General features: G+C 41.0%; 17 protein-coding genes. 2 read left to right on the top strand and 15 right to left on the bottom strand.

Annotation, left to right across the window (positions count from 1 at the left end):
• Positions 1-4: 4 nt before the first annotated feature.
• The 12 genes from ACQRBH_RS09370 to ACQRBH_RS09315 form a co-directional block, all read right to left on the bottom strand.
• A complete protein-coding gene (locus ACQRBH_RS09370) occupies positions 5-412 on the bottom strand; it encodes an MMPL family transporter (RefSeq protein ID WP_427761459.1) in 408 nt (135 codons plus the stop codon).
• 59 nt (positions 413-471) lie between these two features.
• Positions 472-1,596, bottom strand: coding sequence for an MMPL family transporter (locus ACQRBH_RS09365; protein ID WP_427761458.1), 1,125 nt, complete (start codon positions 1,594-1,596; stop codon positions 472-474).
• Positions 1,597-1,721: 125 nt separating this feature from the next.
• Positions 1,722-2,042: a TetR-like C-terminal domain-containing protein gene (locus tag ACQRBH_RS09360; protein WP_427761457.1), complete on the bottom strand. Its 321-nt coding sequence runs from the start codon at positions 2,040-2,042 to the stop codon at positions 1,722-1,724.
• A 113-nt stretch (positions 2,043-2,155) separates the two neighbouring features.
• Complete coding sequence (locus ACQRBH_RS09355) at positions 2,156-3,697, bottom strand: nitrite/sulfite reductase (RefSeq protein ID WP_427761456.1); 1,542 nt, start codon at positions 3,695-3,697, stop codon at positions 2,156-2,158.
• 38 nt (positions 3,698-3,735) lie between these two features.
• Complete coding sequence (gene ytvI, locus ACQRBH_RS09350) at positions 3,736-4,878, bottom strand: sporulation integral membrane protein YtvI (protein ID WP_427761455.1); 1,143 nt, start codon at positions 4,876-4,878, stop codon at positions 3,736-3,738.
• Positions 4,868-5,485 (bottom strand): ribosome biogenesis GTP-binding protein YihA/YsxC, encoded by a 618-nt coding sequence (yihA, locus tag ACQRBH_RS09345; protein ID WP_427761454.1) that lies wholly within the window; start codon positions 5,483-5,485, stop codon positions 4,868-4,870. Before yihA ends, ytvI begins: the two co-directional genes overlap by 11 nt.
• Positions 5,486-5,496: 11 nt before the next feature.
• The gene (gene lon, locus ACQRBH_RS09340; protein WP_427761453.1) at positions 5,497-7,863 is read right to left on the bottom strand and encodes an endopeptidase La; all 2,367 of its coding nucleotides are present in this window, start codon (positions 7,861-7,863) and stop codon (positions 5,497-5,499) included.
• Positions 7,864-7,942: 79 nt separating this feature from the next.
• Positions 7,943-9,202: an ATP-dependent Clp protease ATP-binding subunit ClpX gene (clpX, locus tag ACQRBH_RS09335; protein ID WP_427761452.1), complete on the bottom strand. Its 1,260-nt coding sequence runs from the start codon at positions 9,200-9,202 to the stop codon at positions 7,943-7,945.
• 33 nt (positions 9,203-9,235) lie between these two features.
• Complete coding sequence (gene clpP, locus ACQRBH_RS09330) at positions 9,236-9,817, bottom strand: ATP-dependent Clp endopeptidase proteolytic subunit ClpP (protein WP_235231695.1); 582 nt, start codon at positions 9,815-9,817, stop codon at positions 9,236-9,238.
• A 28-nt stretch (positions 9,818-9,845) separates the two neighbouring features.
• Entirely contained in the window at positions 9,846-11,132 is a 1,287-nt protein-coding gene (tig, locus tag ACQRBH_RS09325) for a trigger factor (protein ID WP_235231696.1), read from the bottom strand.
• 121 nt (positions 11,133-11,253) lie between these two features.
• The gene (locus ACQRBH_RS09320) at positions 11,254-11,943 is read right to left on the bottom strand and encodes a hypothetical protein (RefSeq protein ID WP_427742826.1); all 690 of its coding nucleotides are present in this window, start codon (positions 11,941-11,943) and stop codon (positions 11,254-11,256) included.
• Positions 11,944-11,954: 11 nt separating this feature from the next.
• A complete protein-coding gene (locus ACQRBH_RS09315; RefSeq protein ID WP_427742827.1) occupies positions 11,955-12,503 on the bottom strand; it encodes a DJ-1 family glyoxalase III in 549 nt (182 codons plus the stop codon).
• A 109-nt stretch (positions 12,504-12,612) separates the two neighbouring features.
• On the opposite strand from ACQRBH_RS09315, the gene ACQRBH_RS09310 reads away from it, so the two are divergent.
• Positions 12,613-13,056 carry a CYTH domain-containing protein gene (locus tag ACQRBH_RS09310; RefSeq protein WP_427761451.1) on the top strand — a complete coding sequence of 148 codons (444 nt, stop codon included), beginning with the start codon at positions 12,613-12,615 and terminating at the stop codon, positions 13,054-13,056.
• Positions 13,057-13,166: 110 nt separating this feature from the next.
• Positions 13,167-13,571 carry a helix-turn-helix domain-containing protein gene (locus tag ACQRBH_RS09305; RefSeq protein ID WP_235231701.1) on the top strand — a complete coding sequence of 135 codons (405 nt, stop codon included), beginning with the start codon at positions 13,167-13,169 and terminating at the stop codon, positions 13,569-13,571.
• On the opposite strand, the gene ACQRBH_RS09300 is transcribed toward ACQRBH_RS09305, so the two are convergent.
• From ACQRBH_RS09300 to ACQRBH_RS09290, 3 genes are read right to left on the bottom strand one after another with little or no spacing between them, the layout of a single operon-like run.
• Positions 13,568-14,776 carry an aspartate kinase gene (locus ACQRBH_RS09300; protein WP_235231703.1) on the bottom strand — a complete coding sequence of 403 codons (1,209 nt, stop codon included), beginning with the start codon at positions 14,774-14,776 and terminating at the stop codon, positions 13,568-13,570. The two genes, ACQRBH_RS09305 and ACQRBH_RS09300, sit on opposite strands and share 4 nt — an antisense overlap.
• A complete protein-coding gene (locus tag ACQRBH_RS09295; RefSeq protein WP_235231704.1) occupies positions 14,770-15,981 on the bottom strand; it encodes a cofactor-independent phosphoglycerate mutase in 1,212 nt (403 codons plus the stop codon). Before ACQRBH_RS09295 ends, ACQRBH_RS09300 begins: the two co-directional genes overlap by 7 nt.
• Positions 15,982-16,003: 22 nt before the next feature.
• The gene (locus ACQRBH_RS09290; RefSeq protein WP_235231705.1) at positions 16,004-17,227 is read right to left on the bottom strand and encodes a homoserine dehydrogenase; all 1,224 of its coding nucleotides are present in this window, start codon (positions 17,225-17,227) and stop codon (positions 16,004-16,006) included.
• Position 17,228 lies beyond the last annotated feature (1 nt).

The following is a 17,228-nucleotide window of genomic DNA, read 5'->3' as shown; positions in this document are numbered from 1 at the left end:
TAAATTACCCCTTTCTTTTTTCTGTAGAATAAAAATGAACTCCCCTTGTTGTGCGTCGAATGACTCCATCAAATATATATAACAATCCCGGAAGCACAAAGAATACAATAATGGTTGACAGCAGTGCACCTCTTCCGATAAACAGACCAAGTTGGGAGAGAATTCCATGTGTGGAGAATTTCGACAATAAAAATCCTACAGCGGTCAGGACTGTTCCTGACGTTAACAGTGAGATGGCGACCATTGATATCGTCTCCGCCACCGCCTGCTTTTTATTCATTGTTGCTCGATATTCCGTATAACGATCCGTAAATAATATTGCATAGTCTACCGTAGCACCCAGCTGAATCGACGATACAATCAGGTATGCGATATAGAATATCGTAGCATCGAAGAAATATGGAATTGCCATATTAATCTAGATTGCTGTCTCAATAGCAAGTACCAGAATTATCGGTAAGGAAATGGATTTTAAGGATAAGAATTACTGTTAGATGCCAGGAACGCCGGAACTGCAATAACGGCAAAGAGACAAGCCATTGGTACCATGATTCGTCTGACAAAGCGACCCAGTCGCTGAAAGCCAGGAAGAAGTCTCTTATGATGTGTCTTCTGAACCAGCGGATACAGTTTCAGAATCAGTGCCGGCATGAAGACAAAGACCGTGATCAAACTGATTCCAACACCTTTGGCAAGAGCAACTCCAAGATCTGGGCCAATTCTGAATCTCATGAAGATTAATGCAAGGAATCCAATAACGGTTGTCAGACCACTGGATAAAATCGATGATGTAGATTTGCACAATGCGTCAACCATCGCTCCATTTTTGTCCCGAGTTTCAATCAGACATTCTTCGTAACGATGCATCAAGAATACAGAATAATCCAGAGATACTGCCAGCTGCAGTACTGCACCTGCTGCATTTGTCACAAAAGAAATCTCTCCGAAGATGAGGTTAGATCCACTATTGATCATAATCGCGACACCCAGTCCAATCAGAATAATCAATGGTTCCACCCAGGATGTTGTTGTCAGCATCAGTACTGCCAATACAATTGTTACAGCAAGAATCGTAATGATTCGAATCTCATTCACCGTACTTGTTGTTGCCACTGCTGTAGACACTGCATCTCCTGTCATGGCATTGTTCTCTCCGATAATCTCTCGGATTGCATCTACCGTCTCTATCTTCTTGTTCTCATCTATCGTCACTGTAAAAAGCGCGGTCTGATCTTTATAGAAGCTCTCCACCACATCTGGATCAGCTTCTTCAATTGGCTGATAAATGTTAATAGAATCATCCAGCCACATGACATCTGTAACTCCATCACACTCTTTCAGACGCTCTTTATAATCCAATGCCTCCGAGATACTGACATCTTTTACCATAACACGAGCATTCGGGATACCTCCCTCAAACTCCTCATTCATCGTATCAATTGCAACAGTAGAAGGACTTCCTTCCGGCAGATAATCTTTCATATCATAATTAACTGCAACAAAATTCTGTAATATAGCGCCCACGACTGCTAAAGCAAGAAAGAATACGATTATCTTTTTGGTATTTCTTACGACTCTGCTATAAAATTTTCGCAAACTTCTATACCTCCTGCCTCATATTTATACCATTGCTACTTTATAACAAATGTCTGATAAGTAAAACAGTCATTTACCATACAATTATCTGATATTAGTCAATTAAGGCAAGATTGTCCAATAAATTACGCTCTATTCTCCTCACTTTTTGCTTTTTCCCTCAACACCTGAGGGATAGATACCTTACAGATCTGAAGAACGTTCTGGATGACTTCTTCTTTATCCTGCTTATTCTTATTTTTAATCCAACTGATCAACATACCTGTCAGCGCTTCTGTGAAAAACTCAGCAACGAAGTCTTTAAACTCAGAATCAACAGATATCTGCATCTCTTTTTCGCCGTCATCAAGCGTACGGCGCATAATATCTATAAAATCTGTGTAGAAAAAGCTTTTCATCTTGTCATATGCCTGCTTTGTTCTTAAAGACATTTCCTCATTCTTCATACAGATCCTCTTTATGCTTATTTTAGATTTTCAAAAATTTTAATCCCCCAAAAGTATAAAAAGATAAAAGAAAGCGGAGGAATTCGAAAATTCCTCCGCCCCCGTTCATCGCGTTAATGTAATAAATACTTTTCTGCAATTGTTTTTAATTTTTCAGGTTCTTCTGCATACCAGGTCTCGAATGTCTTGTTTTCTGCCTGAATTGTTTTTCCAAGTTCAACGAAGAACGCCGGCATATCTTTCTGCAGCATCATGCCCCACTGTTCTCCGAAACGTTCCTCTCCCTGCTGATCAGAACCATTTACATGGAAAGTAAATGCAGGTTCTACAACATCATTTACCCTTTTTGCTCCACCATGGAATCCCAATGTTCCAATCTGATGAGTTCCACAGGAAGAAGTACAGCCTGAAATATGAATTCGTGGCAATACCCCATCTGAAAAATCATATTTTCTTACTTCATGAATGATCTCAGCCAATGCTCCCTGTGAATCGCGCAGCCCAATCTGACAAATAGTCGCTCCAATACAAGAAACGGATGTCTCAAAGAGATTCTGTGCACCATCGTCCGTTACTTTCAGAACTTTCTGTGCTTCATCACCATTCAGATTAACGACATAAATAGTCTCATCTGGTGCAATGCGGATTTCTACTGCTTCCATATCTTTAATCACATCATAAAGCTCTGCAAATTTAGAAACTGCAGGTACTCCGCCAAGTGGATGATAAGCAACCGCATACAGACCCTCCTGTTTCTGGGCGATTACACGTTTTCCTGTTACTTTTGTTCCGTCAGATACTTTCATAACTGGAGTTGCTTTCACATCAATATCTAAATTTTCATTTGCCTTTACAGATTCTAATTTTTCAAGATATGCTTTCTTGTATCCCTCAACTCCTAATGACTCCTGCATATAACGGGTTCTTGCCTTCGCCCGGTTCTCATAATTGCCATATGCCAGGAATGTCTCTACCATTGCCTTTACATAATACAACACTTGTGACGGCTGCACATCTTCTGCTACTTTTACACCCATACGAGGGTTATTTCCAAGACCGCCGGCACTGTATACATCAAATGTCCCGTTGGCAGTTGCCACAAATCCCAGATCTCTGAATGTAGCATGTGTTACATTTGCCGGAGAGTTAGAAAATCCTACTTTCAGTTTTCTAGGCATTTTAACGGTTTTAATAAAACCAAGCAAATAATCAGATACAGCTTCCGCATATGGAAGTACATCAAAGTACTCTCCTTCTTCTACTCCTGACAAAGGGGACACCATAGTATTTCTTGGAAAATCTCCGCCACCGCCTCTGGTGACAATTCCTACATCCAATGCTTTTTCCATGATATCACAAGCCGCTTTTCCATCCAGATTATGGAACTGAATCGTCTGGCAAGTTGTAAAATGCGCTTTTTCCACGCCATATTCTTCAATGGAATCAACTACAAATTTTAATTTCTCCTTTGTCAGTCTTCCACCAGGCAGACGCAATCTCAACATACTTGCCTGTCCACCCTTCTGAGCATAACTTCCAAATCCGCCGGAAAATCCTTTGTACTCTTTCATATTAACTTCTTTTGAATAAAACTTATCTGTCATCTCTCGAAATTCCGCAAGATCCTCACGAAACTCTTTTAGCAATTTTTCCATAATACTCTCTCCTTTTTTGTGTATTTTGTCAGCGTTCCCTAATTTCTTAAACTTAATATTCCCTCTGCTAATATTTTTATATCATCCAAAATATAATCAAATGCTCCTGCCTTGTATAGATTTATCGCGATCATTCCAATCGGAACTGCGAAAATCATACCAAACACACCTCCAATCTTGTATCCGGTATACAAAAGGAACAATGTGAGTAATGGACGTAATCCCATGCTGTCTCCTACTAATTTTGGCTGAATCAACTGTCTCACCAACTGGGTAACAGCATATAAAATAACCAATCCCACTACTAATTTGTAATTCCCCATAAAGAATTGATATATTGCCCATGGAATCAGCGCTGTTCCAGTGCCAAAAAATGGAAGGAAATCTAATAGTGCAATTAAGAGTCCTAAAAGGAACGAAAAATGAATATTCAATATCATAAATCCGACAACTAAGATTACGTATACAACAACCATGATCTTCAACTGGGCTTTTAAATATCCGCCAATGGCAAATTTCAGATTATCCATTACCATTGTCATACGGCTCACCAGTGCATCTGGTGCTACTTTTTTAGACCATCGGATAACATCTTCCCGTTCAGCAATAAAAAAGTATGCAGAGATAAAAGTAACAATTGTTGCAACCAGAACAGATGGAATACTCTTGGCGAATCTTCCGGCGGCTGACACAGTAGGTTCACTGATTCTACTCATCAGTTCTCCCATCATCTTGTCAAAATTGGCAACCATAGTATGCCATCCTTCCTGTACTTCCACCGGGAGCTTTCCAAAGACCCCTTCCATACTGCTTCCTATCTGAGTCAATCCAGACTCCAGATCCCGGTACATTCCAGGCATATCTTGAATTAAAAAGGAAATCTCTTTCCACAATGTGCTGATCATAAGATATATGATAAAGCAGACCGCAGCCAAAACACCAACAATCATAATCGCGGAACCTAATTTTTTTACGATTTTCACTCGTTTTTCCAGCCAATTTACTACCGGACTTGCGATATACGCTATAAACCATCCAATTACAAACGGCATAAAAAATCCAATCAACTTATAACCCAGATAGAGAAACAATAATGTTCCAACCAGGCTAAAAGCAAGACTTACTATGACCTTCCAGTAAGGACGGTCGTCGTTAAGCTTCTCTCTAAAATTAGTTTCCATCCGTCTCTTCCACCTCTTTTTGGGTCAGGTACTCACTTTCAACCAGATCCCAGATGTCATCTTTTCCCTGCTTAGTAACGGAAGAAAATGGTATGATCTTCGTTCCCGGAACCAGATTCAGACCTGTTTTAATCGCTTTTATCTGCTTATCAATCTGACTTCTCTTAATCTTATCCAGCTTTGTTGCAATAATGATCGGATAATATCTCTGCGCTACGATCCAGTCGTACATCATCTTATCATTAGCAGATGGATCATGGCGAATGTCGATCAAAAGGAACACTGCCTGAAGCTGCTTAGAACCATGAAGATATCGTTCAATCAATTGGCCCCATTTTACTTTTTCCTGCTCCGATACTTTCGCATAACCATATCCTGGGAGGTCTACCAGATACATTTCTTCATTGATATTATAGAAATTAATCGTCTGCGTTTTTCCTGGTGTTGCCGAGATACGTGCATATGACTTACGGTTGATCAAAGCATTAATCAGCGAAGATTTCCCTACGTTAGATTTTCCCGCAAATGCAATTTCCGGCAATGTATTCTCTGGCAACTTACTGGTTATTCCGCATACCGTTTCCAAATTAACATTTCTGATTATCATAATTTTTCCCCTTATTTGTTCTTAGGTTTCGCAGCCCTTCTTTGCTTTACAAAAGCAATTTTCAACACTTCCTCCATATGAGATACCGGAATGATCTCCAATCCTTTCGTAATCTCCGATGAAGGTTCTTCTACATCAATTTCATTTTCTTTTGGCACAATGACCGTCTGAATCCCAGCATTTTTAGCCGCCAGAAGTTTCTCTTTTAATCCACCGATTGGAAGGACGCGTCCTCTTAAAGTAATCTCACCCGTCATAGCGAGATCTGCTCTTACCTTTCTTCCCGTAATTGCCGACATCATAGCCGTTGCCATAGTAATTCCGGCAGAAGGACCATCCTTTGGCACAGCGCCTTCCGGAATGTGGATATGTACATCGTGAGATTTGAAGAAATCTTCTGGAATCTTATATTCTTTACTGACTGAACGGATATAGCTGATTCCTGTTCTGGCTGATTCCTTCATAACATCTCCCAGCTGACCTGTCAGTAAGATCTCTCCCTCTCCTGGCATGACATTTACTTCTATCTGAAGGGTATCTCCACCCACACTGGTCCATGCAAGTCCACGGACGATTCCCACTTCATCGGAATCGTTCTTCATCTGATAGATATAAAGCTCCTTGCCAAGATATGTATGAAGATTGCGCTCCGTTACATGAACCGCGTTCTTCTTTGTCTCCAGAATCTCTCTTGCTGCTTTCCGGCAGATATCTCCAATCTTTCTCTCCAGTTGTCTGACTCCAGCCTCTTTCGTATAATTTCGCGCAATCTTCCACAACGCTTTCTTACTGATGGTCAATTGTTCCGATGTAAGGCCATGCTTTTCCATCTGCTTGGGAATCAGGTGCTCCATGGCAATATGCATCTTTTCATTCTCCGTGTAACTGCTGACCTCAATCACTTCCATACGATCCAGAAGCGGTCTTGGAATTGTCTGTAAAGTATTCGCAGTCGTTACAAACAGTACCTCTGACAAATCTACCGGAACCTCCAGATAATGATCACGGAACTTATGGTTCTGCTCACTGTCCAATACTTCTAATAACGCAGAGAAAGTATCTCCTTTATAATCATTGCTGACCTTGTCAATCTCATCCAATAACATCAATGGATTCTTCACGCCTGCTTGTTTTAATCCATTAGCAATTCTTCCTGGCATTGCTCCTACATAAGTCTTACGATGTCCACGAATCTCAGCTTCATCACGTACACCACCAAGAGAAATGCGCACATAAGGCTTCTTCAATGCCCTGGCTAATGATTTCGCTATCGATGTTTTTCCAGTTCCCGGAGGTCCCACCAGGCACAGAATTGGCGTCTCACCTTTCTTTGTAAGCGCACGAACTGCCAGAAATTCCAGCACTCGTTCTTTTACTTTCTCTAATCCATAATGATCTTCTTCCAATACTTGCTTCGCAAAGGCAATATCCTGATGTTCTTCACACATCTTATCCCATGGCATCTCCAGAACCGTCTCAATATAAGTACGTGTAACTCCGATTTCTGCGGGATTACCCATGGAATTTTTAAATCTTTTAATTTCTTTATTAAGCTTTTCCTTCACTTCTTCCGGCGCCTGAAGTTCATCCGTTTTCTGTTGGAATTCTTCTGCATCTGACAACGTATTGTCATCTCCCAATTCTTCACGGATCAGTTTTAACTCTTCGCGGAGAATGTATTCTCTCTGATTTTTATCTACTCTTTCTTTTACCTTTGCCTGAATCTCATCTTTTACATTCAAAATCTGAATCTCATTAACTAACTTATAGGCAAGCAATTCATATCTTCTCATCAGATTCGTTTCCTCCAGCAATTGCTGGGCATCCAGATAAGAGAAGGGAACATTTGCTGCAATAACATTTACTAATCTTGACAATTCATTTATATTTTCAATCTGAAGCGCCAACTCTTTTGATAATTTTGGATTCTTCAAAAGGTACTCTTTAAAAAAATCCTTCATTCCCCGAAGCATGGCTTCCATATTTAACGGATGTTCTTCCGCTCCTATATCTTCTACAGAAGTATCCTCATCTGGCATTATAGTAACATTGGCTCTAAGATAAGGTTCTTCAAATTCTATCGTATTTATACATGCTCTGGTATCCCCAGACACCAGGACTCTGTTTATTTTCTTCGGTAATTTTACAATCTGACGGATGGTTGCAACGCATCCAACCTGATATACATCTGCCATTTTCGGGTCTTCTGCCTCAATATCCTTCTGGGCTGACAAGAATATCTTTTGATTCCCTTCCATAGCTTCTTCAATAGCCTTGAGCGATTTTTCACGGCTGACATCAAAATGGCGCACCATTTCCGGTAATACAGCAACTCCTCTCAAAGCTACCATTGGCAGACTCATTGTCTCTCTGTTCATAAATATTTCTCCTAATCACAGTACTTATAGATTAAAAACAAGCGGGCACAACTGAACTATTTGCACCCGCCTTTTGTTATTATGCACTTTCAAATCTTACGGATGTGTGAACACACTCCGGTTCTCCGATTCCTTTTACGACGTCTTCTGTAATACGGCATGACTTTAACGTCTCATCTGATGGAGCCTGATACATGATATCCATCATGATATTCTCCATAATCGCACGCAAACCTCTGGCGCCAGTTTTTCTCTTAAGCGAAGTTTCAGCAACTGCCTCAAGTGCTTCGTCATCAAAAATCAATTCAACGCCATCTAACTCCAACATTTTCTGATATTGTTTTACAATTGCATTCTTTGGTTCTGTCAGAATCCGAATTAAAGCTTCTCTGTCTAACATTTCCAAAGATACCGTAACCGGAACACGCCCTACCAATTCTGGGATCAGGCCGTATTTTACAAGATCCTGCGGCAGCACCTGCTGCAGTAACCGGTCAACATCATTCTCATGCTTTTCTACAATCTCAACATTAAATCCAATGGATTTCTGATCAATACGTTTTTCAATAATCTTATCAATTCCTTCAAACGCACCGCCACAAATAAACAGGATGTTGGTAGTATCGATCTGAATCAATTCCTGATGAGGATGTTTTCTTCCTCCCTGTGGCGGAACATTCGCAACAGTTCCTTCCACAATCTTAAGCAATGCCTGCTGAACACCTTCTCCAGAAACATCTCTTGTGATAGATGGATTTTCTGATTTACGCGTAATCTTATCAATTTCATCAATGTAAATGATACCATATTCAGCACGCTCAATATCCCCATCGGCAGCCTGGATCAGCTTCAGGAGAATATTCTCCACATCTTCCCCTACATATCCGGCTTCCGTCAGAGCAGTCGCATCCGCAATAGCAAATGGAACACCCAAAATCTTCGCAAGAGATTGTGCGAGCAATGTCTTACCACATCCGGTAGGACCAAGCATAAGAATATTACTCTTGCTCAATTCCACTCCCAGATCTTTTCCTGCCATGATCCTCTTATAATGATTGTATACAGCAACTGATAAGACTTTCTTTGCCTCATCCTGACCAATTACATACTCATCCAGAAATTCCTTGATCTCTTCCGGCTTTAACAGATTAATATCCGCAAATGGATTCCATCTTCTTCCATTGTCGTATTCGAATTCTTCTTCTATAATCTCAGAGCAGACGTCCACACACTCATCACAGATATATGCCCCATTAGGACCTGCGATCAATTTTCTTACCTGATTCTGCGTCTTATTACAGAAGGAGCATCTCACCTGATCATCGTTCTTTCCTACCACACTCTCACCTCGTCTAAGGACAGATGCCTTGCACTAGCGTCTCGTGATTACCTCATCGATCAAGCCATATGCTTTTGCTTCTTCCGCAGACATGAAGTTGTCACGCTCTGTATCAGCGCTGATCACATCTAACGGCTGTCCTGTATTTTCTGCTAATATCTGATTTAATTTCTGACGGATCTTCAAAATATGTTCTGCCGCAATCTTAATCTCAGTTGCCTGCCCCTGTGCACCGCCTGATGGCTGGTGAATCATAATCTCTGCATTTGGAAGAGCCAGTCTCTTGCCCTTCGTTCCCCCTGCCAGCAAGAAAGATCCCATACTTGCAGCCATACCGATACAGATAGTCTCTATGTCACATTTGATATACTGCATGGTATCATAGATCGCCATACCGGCTGTCACAGAACCTCCCGGGCTGTTAATATACAGATGGATATCCTTCTCAGGATCCTCTGCTTCCAGGAATAACAGCTGAGCTACGATCACACTCGCAGATGCATCTGTCACTTCTTCTCCCAGGAAAATAATTCTATCTTTCAATAATCTTGAATAGATGTCGTAGGAGCGTTCCCCGCGGCTTGTCTGTTCAATGACATAAGGTACTAAACTCATGTATATGCCTCCTCCTGACTACATATTCTTATTTTTCAACAGCATTCTCTACCAAGAAGGTAACAGCCTCCTGAACTGCCATATCTTCTTTCATCTGTTTCTTTTCATTGTCGCTCATGAACTCTTTGAGCTTATCAACTTCCATCTTATAAGCTTCTGCCATCTTAGCCAGCTCTTCATCTAACTTTTCATCACTGATCTCAATATTCTCAGCTTTTGCAATTGCCTCTAATACAAGACGTGTCTCGATACGTTTGATTGCCTGAGGTCTCATCTCTTCTAACATCTTATCAGCAGTCATTCCTGTAAACTGGAAGTACTGTTCCATAGTAAGTCCCTGAGACTGGATTCTCTGACCGAAGTCTTCTACCATCTGTAAAGCCTGAGTCTCGATCATAGCCTTTGGAATCTCATACTCTGCATTCTTAACAGCCTGCTCAACAACCTGATCTTCCTGCTTTGTCTTGCCTTCAGAAGCTTTCTGTTCTTTAATCTTTGCCTTAATATCAGCTTTGTATTCTTCTAATGTGTCAAATTCTGAAACTTCTGCTGCGAATTCATCATCAATCTCCGGAAGTTCTTTTGCCTTGATCTCATGGATTGTGCATTTGAATACAGCTGCTTTTCCTTTCAGATCTTCTGCATGATAATCTTCTGGGAATGTTACATTGACTTCTACTTCTTTTTCAGCTTCAGCGCCAACCAATTGCTCTTCGAAGCCTGGGATAAATGATCCGGAACCAATTGTCAGCGGATAGTTCTCTCCTTTACCGCCTTCGAAAGCAACGCCATCAACAAATCCTTCAAAATCAAGGATTACTTCATCTCCATCCTGAACCGGACGGTCCTCTACTGTAATTGTTCTTGCGTTCTTCTCAGCTTCTTCCTGAACCTTTGCATCTACTTCCTTCTGTGTGACACGTGTAGAGATCTTATCTACTTCAAGTCCTTTGTACTCACCAAGAGTAACCTCTGGCTTTGTTGCAACTTCTGCTGTAAAGATAAATGGCTTTCCTTTTTCGATCTGAACAACATCGATCTCTGGTCTGGATACGATCTCAAGTTCACATTCATCATATGCATCTGCGTATGCCTTTGGAATCAGAGCATTTGCTGCATCATCGTAAAAGATCTCTGCGCCGTACATTTTTTCAATCATCTGACGTGGTACTTTTCCTTTACGGAATCCTGGAAGAGAGATCTTGTTTTTCTGCTTCATATAGGCACTCTGAAGCGCTTTCTCTAAATCATCGGCAGAAACTTCAATGGTAAGTTTTGCCATGTTTTTTTCTAATTTTTCTACCTGTAAACTCATTTACTATTTCCTCCTGTTTCTATACTCTTTCGGGTTGCCTATCTTTCGGTAGTCGGGAAGATGGGCAGACTATACTACATTACATTCACCAAAGAAGTATAACACAAAGCTTCTGAAATATCTAGCCTTGAATTTCATCTAACCGAAGTATTTTTCGGATTAATTGGTCCATATCATCCTCATCAATGTAATATTCCTTGTCTTTATCCTGTTTTACATGAAGAACTACACTTTTCTTTTCCCCATATTGGCTGTCCATATAAGCGACTTCCAAAAGTTCATAGGCATGATTCACGATATCATTTAATATCTGTTGAGTAGTCTCTTCCTCCGATGTGCCTTCATACTCTCCATTTTTTATCTTCTGAGCGATTTTTAACGAATCTTCCGTCAAAAGCTGCTGAAAATCTACGAATACATCAGACGGCTGAATCTCAACCGTTACTTCATATTCTCCTTTACCTGTCTTCTTGGCTTCTCTCACGTTATAACGCATAGTCATGAATATCTTAGATACCAGTTCTGCAAACTGTGATGTCTTCGTGTCGCTCATCTCAATCTCATTCGTAATGTTACTGGAAACAAACTGATCAATCGAATCACGGTACATCTGCATCAAGGATTCTTCCGTTGCATCTTTTGAATACTTCTTCGCCTGTGTAATATCTCCCTGAAAGGTCAGATCAAGAACTGCCTGTACATATCCGGCTGCATCAAACTTTTTTCCACATCCTGTCGCTGTTAACATTAACACCACGATCAACACGCACAGTTTTCCCCACTTTTTTCGCTTATTCATCACCATTTTCATAGTCGCTTCTCTTAATAATATATGATTGCATCTGCAATCTCAGCTGCCTTTTCTGGTCCTGACAGAACTTCAATCAATTTCAGCGCAAAGTCTATCGCCGTTCCAACTCCCCGGCTGGTAATAATATTGCCATCTACCGTTACATTCGCTCCAGTCATAACTGCACCCTGAATCTCCTTTTCAACAGATGGATAACAGCTGACACGCTTTCCTTTCAGTAAACCCAGATTGCCAAGTACCGTTGGTGCTGCACAGATTGCTCCAACATATTTTCCCTCGTTATAAAAATCTTTTACAACTCTACGGACACCTTCATGCTCATTCAAATTTGTGGTCCCCGGCATTCCTCCCGGCAGAACAATCATATCAGATTCCACAAAATTAACCTCTTCAAACAGATCCTCTGTCTGGACATTGATTCCATGTGCTCCATGAACCGTATATTCTTCTGTAGTGGAAACAGTATCCACATAAATTTTTGCTCTTCTAAGTAAATCAACCACTGTCAGTGCTTCAACTTCTTCAAATCCATCAGCTAAAATTACACTTACTTTTTTCATCACTATCATCCTCCTTAACATTTGATTCTAACACCGTTTACTTTTGGTGTAAACTATATTATGATACCTATAATACTTTTTTTGATTCATAGACAGGAGGTCCGAAACATTGGAAATAGAACGTAAATATCTCGTACAGCAACTGCCTGAATCTCTGAGCGGCTATCCATGCCGAATCATTGAACAAGGCTATCTCAATACCGATCCCGTTGTACGCATCCGACGTGACAATGAAAAATATGAGCTTACTTATAAATCCAAGGGATTTATGACACGAATGGAATACAATCTTCCATTGACACAGGAAGCTTATGAACATCTTCTCACTAAGATTGATGGGCGTCTGATTCAAAAGAAACGTTATATGATTCCCTTGACCAATGATCTTACTGCAGAACTGGATATTTTTGAAGGCGATCTCGCGCCTCTTATTCTTGTCGAAGTAGAATTTTCATCGGAAGAAGCAGCTCTTGCTTTTGTCCCGCCGTCCTGGTTCGGGGATGATGTTACTTTTTCCGGTAAGTATCACAACAGTACTCTCAGTAAATTATAAAGCAACGGTTTGTTGCTTTATTTTATTTTGAAACGATTCGATGCATAGATATCTATTTATTGGCCAAATTGCTATACTAACAAGAGAAATGCCTTGTAGGAGTTGACATTATGCCTAATATACAGTTAGCCAATAACTTAAAATATCTACGAAAAAAGCACAACCTGACTCAGACTACTCTGAGTCAGATTCTGAATATATCCAGACAGGCCTACTCAAACTATGAAACCAGTAAGCGCACACCTGACTTGGATTCTCTTCTGCAGCTTACGACTTTCTATCAGGTTAACCTGAACGATCTCGTTCTCGGCAACCTTCAGGACACGACGATCTATTCTGACAAAGTATCAGAAACTGTAGTTCCTTATACTTTTGTCAAAGATAAAAAAACCGGCAATACCATCTATCTCACAGATGAAGAACTGGATCTTATCACCCAGTTCCGCACACTTTCTAAAGAGAATAAACAGATCATTACCGGTTTTCTTCACTCTAATTCCAAAAATTCTGTTTAATCAGACAGTGCAAATCCATCATGTACTGCATTCATTGCTTTATCAATATCTTTCTTTGGAACCAGCACTGTAATGCGAATTTCAGAGGTAGATATCATATTAATATTTACTCTGGAATTATAGAGAGATTCGAACATCTTTGCCGCAACTCCTGGATTACTCATCATTCCAGCTCCTACGACTGACAATTTTGCGACATCTTCATTCCATGTGATATCCTGAATTGTAAGTCTTTCTTTATTCTCTCCTAACACCTTAATTGCTTCTTCCAAGTCGTCGGATGCTACCGTGAAGGAGATATCCTTGGTACCTTCTCTTCCGACAGACTGAAGGATGATATCCACATTAATGTTGTTTCCTGCAAGTGTGTCAAAGATAGCAAATGCGATTCCCGGCTTATCCTGTACTCCAATCACAGAGATTCTGGCTGTATTCTTATCGGCTGCCACACCTGTTACTAACAATTTTTCCATACCTTTTCCCTCCTTGACCACGGTTCCTTCCGAGCGATTCAAACTAGATCGTACTACTAACTCAACATTGTATTTTTTCGCCATTTCTACCGAACGGTTGTGAAGTACCTTTGCACCGAGACTTGCCAGCTCCAACATCTCATCATATGTAATCTCGTCAATCTTTCTGGCATTCTTCACCACCCTTGGATCAGCAGTATAGACACCATCCACATCCGTATATATCTCGCATTTATCCGCATGAAGAGCTGCCGCCAACGCCACTGCTGTTGTGTCTGACCCACCTCTTCCCAAGGTTGTAATATCATCATATTTATTCACACCCTGAAAACCAGTGACAATAACAATCTTTCTGGAATCAAGTTCATGAAGAATCCGCTCGGTCTCTACACGTTTAAAACGTGCATTGCCATAACGAGAAGTAGAATGCATTCTTACTTGAAAAGCATTCAATGAAACTGCTGGTACATCCAGTGACTGCATTGCCATAGCCATCAATGATACCGACACCTGCTCACCTGTCGTAAGGAGCATATCCAGTTCTCTTTTCTTCGCCTTTGGATTAATCGTATTTGCCAATTCCAGCAATTCATCTGTTGTATCCCCCATAGCAGAAAGTACAACCACTATATCGTTTCCATCTTTATAATCTTCAATGCAACGTTTTGCAACATTGAAGATACGTTCCTTGTTGGCCACAGAACTGCCGCCAAATTTCTTTACAATCAGCATAATTCCTCCTGTAACAAGTGTCCAATTAACTGGTAGCCGTCTTCCCAGTTTCTCCCCGTTGAAACTGCAGTCTTCTCATTATATGTCGGAAGTCCTGCCTGTGAACTGGTACTATCATACAATAGATATGGGATTGGCTCTCCCGTATGTGTACGAACTTCAATTGGGGTTGGATGATCCGGCAAAAGCAGAATTCTAAAATCTTCCTGTGCCTGTTTTAATCCATCCACCACAATATTCAATACCTTTTTATCGACATTCTCAATTGCTGTTATTTTATCCGGAATACTTCCCTGATGTCCCATCTCATCTGGAGCTTCTACATGAATATAAGCGAAATCATACCCATCTTTTGTCAATGCTTTCACAGCTGCCTGTGCCTTTCCTTCATAATTAGTATGAAGTCCGCCATTGGCACCTTCTACAATGATACGGTCCATGCCGGCTCCTACCGCAATCCCTTTCAGAAGATCGACAGCAGAGATCATAACACCTTTCTTGCCTGTGCGCTCCTCAAATGACGTCAATGCCGGTTTCTTTCCAGCGCCCCAGAACCATGCAGAATTGGCCGGATGCAATCCATTCTTTCTGCGTTCTATGTTCAACGGATGATTTTCCAGAATATCATAGCTTTTCTTCATCATATCCCGAAGGACTTCATCTTCCGGCAGATAGTCTCCAATTCGTTTCGTCAGAATATCATGAGGAGGTGTAAGTTCAACCACTTTACCATTCTTCCAGATCAGAAGATGACGGTAACTGGTTCCTACATAGAATTCATATCCTTCCTTTTTCAGACCTTCTTTCAGTGCTTCAACAAGAATCGCTGCATCTTCTGTACTGATCTCATCCGAACTGTGATCGATAATCGTACGGTCCTCATAAGCGCAATCCTCTTCTGACAGAGTCACTATATTGCAGCGGAATGATACATCTGTATCTTCCATATCCACGCCAATACTAAGTGCTTCCAACGGAGAACGCCCCGTATAATAAATCTTCGGATCATATCCCATAACTGCCAGATTAGCGGTATCACTTCCCGGTGCCATTCCTTCCGGAACCATAGATGCCATCCCCAGTTCAGAAACTGGTGACAAGGCATCCATTGTCGGTGTATTGGCAGCCTCTAATGTCGTCCTGCCATCCAACTCCTCCAATGGTCTCCCGGCCATCCCATCACTAAGTACTACCACGTATTTCATAATGATCTCTCTCCCATTCCTTCTAGTCTTCAATACGTATCATATGTAATATCTGATCTTTGTAGATATTTGCTCTGGTGTCGTAATCTCCTTCCATCATCACCGGCGTCGTGAAGCCAAATTCGCCTTCCAGCCCTTCTGCTTTAACGATCTCCACATCACCAAACGAATCCTGAAGCTTTGGCAACATCTCATCAGCATTTCCTTTCATACGGATAAAGAAACGACGTTTTGCATCAGCCTTATCTTCCAAATGCAGTTTTTCCTGCTTCCACATCGTCATGATGTTGCGATTCAGATGCTTTGCTGCATCCACAACGTCTGCCACTACCGCACTTGCTGTCGGAAGCTTTCCTGCGCCACTTCCATAGAACATTGCATCACCAAGGACATTGCCATGCACAAAGATTGAATTAAAGACTCCATTTACATTGTAAAGTGGGTGCTCTGGATATAACATGCAAGGTGCAACAATCGCATGAAGACGGTTTCCAGCATAGCGCTTGCTGGATGCAAGCAGTTTGATGGTTGTTCCCATCGCTTTTGCATATTTCATATCTTCCACAGTAATTTCTGTAATTCCCTCACAATAGATATCTTCAAAATCCACCTGCTGTCCAGAGATCAAAGAAGATAAGATTGCAATCTTACGACACGCATCATATCCTTCCACATCAGCCTCAGGATTACGTTCTGCATATCCATTTGCCTGTGCTTCTTTTAATACTGTATCGTAATCAGCCCCCTCATAGAACATCTTCGTCAACATATAATTTGTTGTTCCATTCAGAATTCCAGTAATCTCTTCAATCTCATCAGCTGTCAGAGACGAATTCAATGGACGGATGATTGGAATTCCACCTCCGACACTTGCCTCAAACAAGAAATTAATGTTATGTTCTTTCGCAATTGACAACAGCTCCGCACCATGCTTCGCTACCAGTGCTTTATTGGAAGTCGCTACACTCTTTCCTGCCTGCAGACATCTTTTCACAAAAGTATAGGCTGGTTCAATTCCTCCCATAACTTCTACAACAATCTTAATCTCATCATCATTCACGATAGTCTCAAAATCATGAATAATCTTATCTTGAACAGGATCTCCCGGGAAATCTCTCAAGTCAAGTACATATTTAATATTTAATTCATCACCTATTCTCTGGTTGATACGTGCTCCATTGGTATTGACAACCTCTACCACTCCTGAACCAACCGTTCCATAACCCATAACCGCTATATTTACCATA

The sequence above is a fragment of the Bariatricus sp. SGI.161 genome, assembly GCF_050313695.1.
Taxonomy (GTDB): domain Bacteria; phylum Bacillota; class Clostridia; order Lachnospirales; family Lachnospiraceae; genus JAFBIX01.
This window is presented reverse-complemented; position numbering and strand designations above follow the sequence as displayed.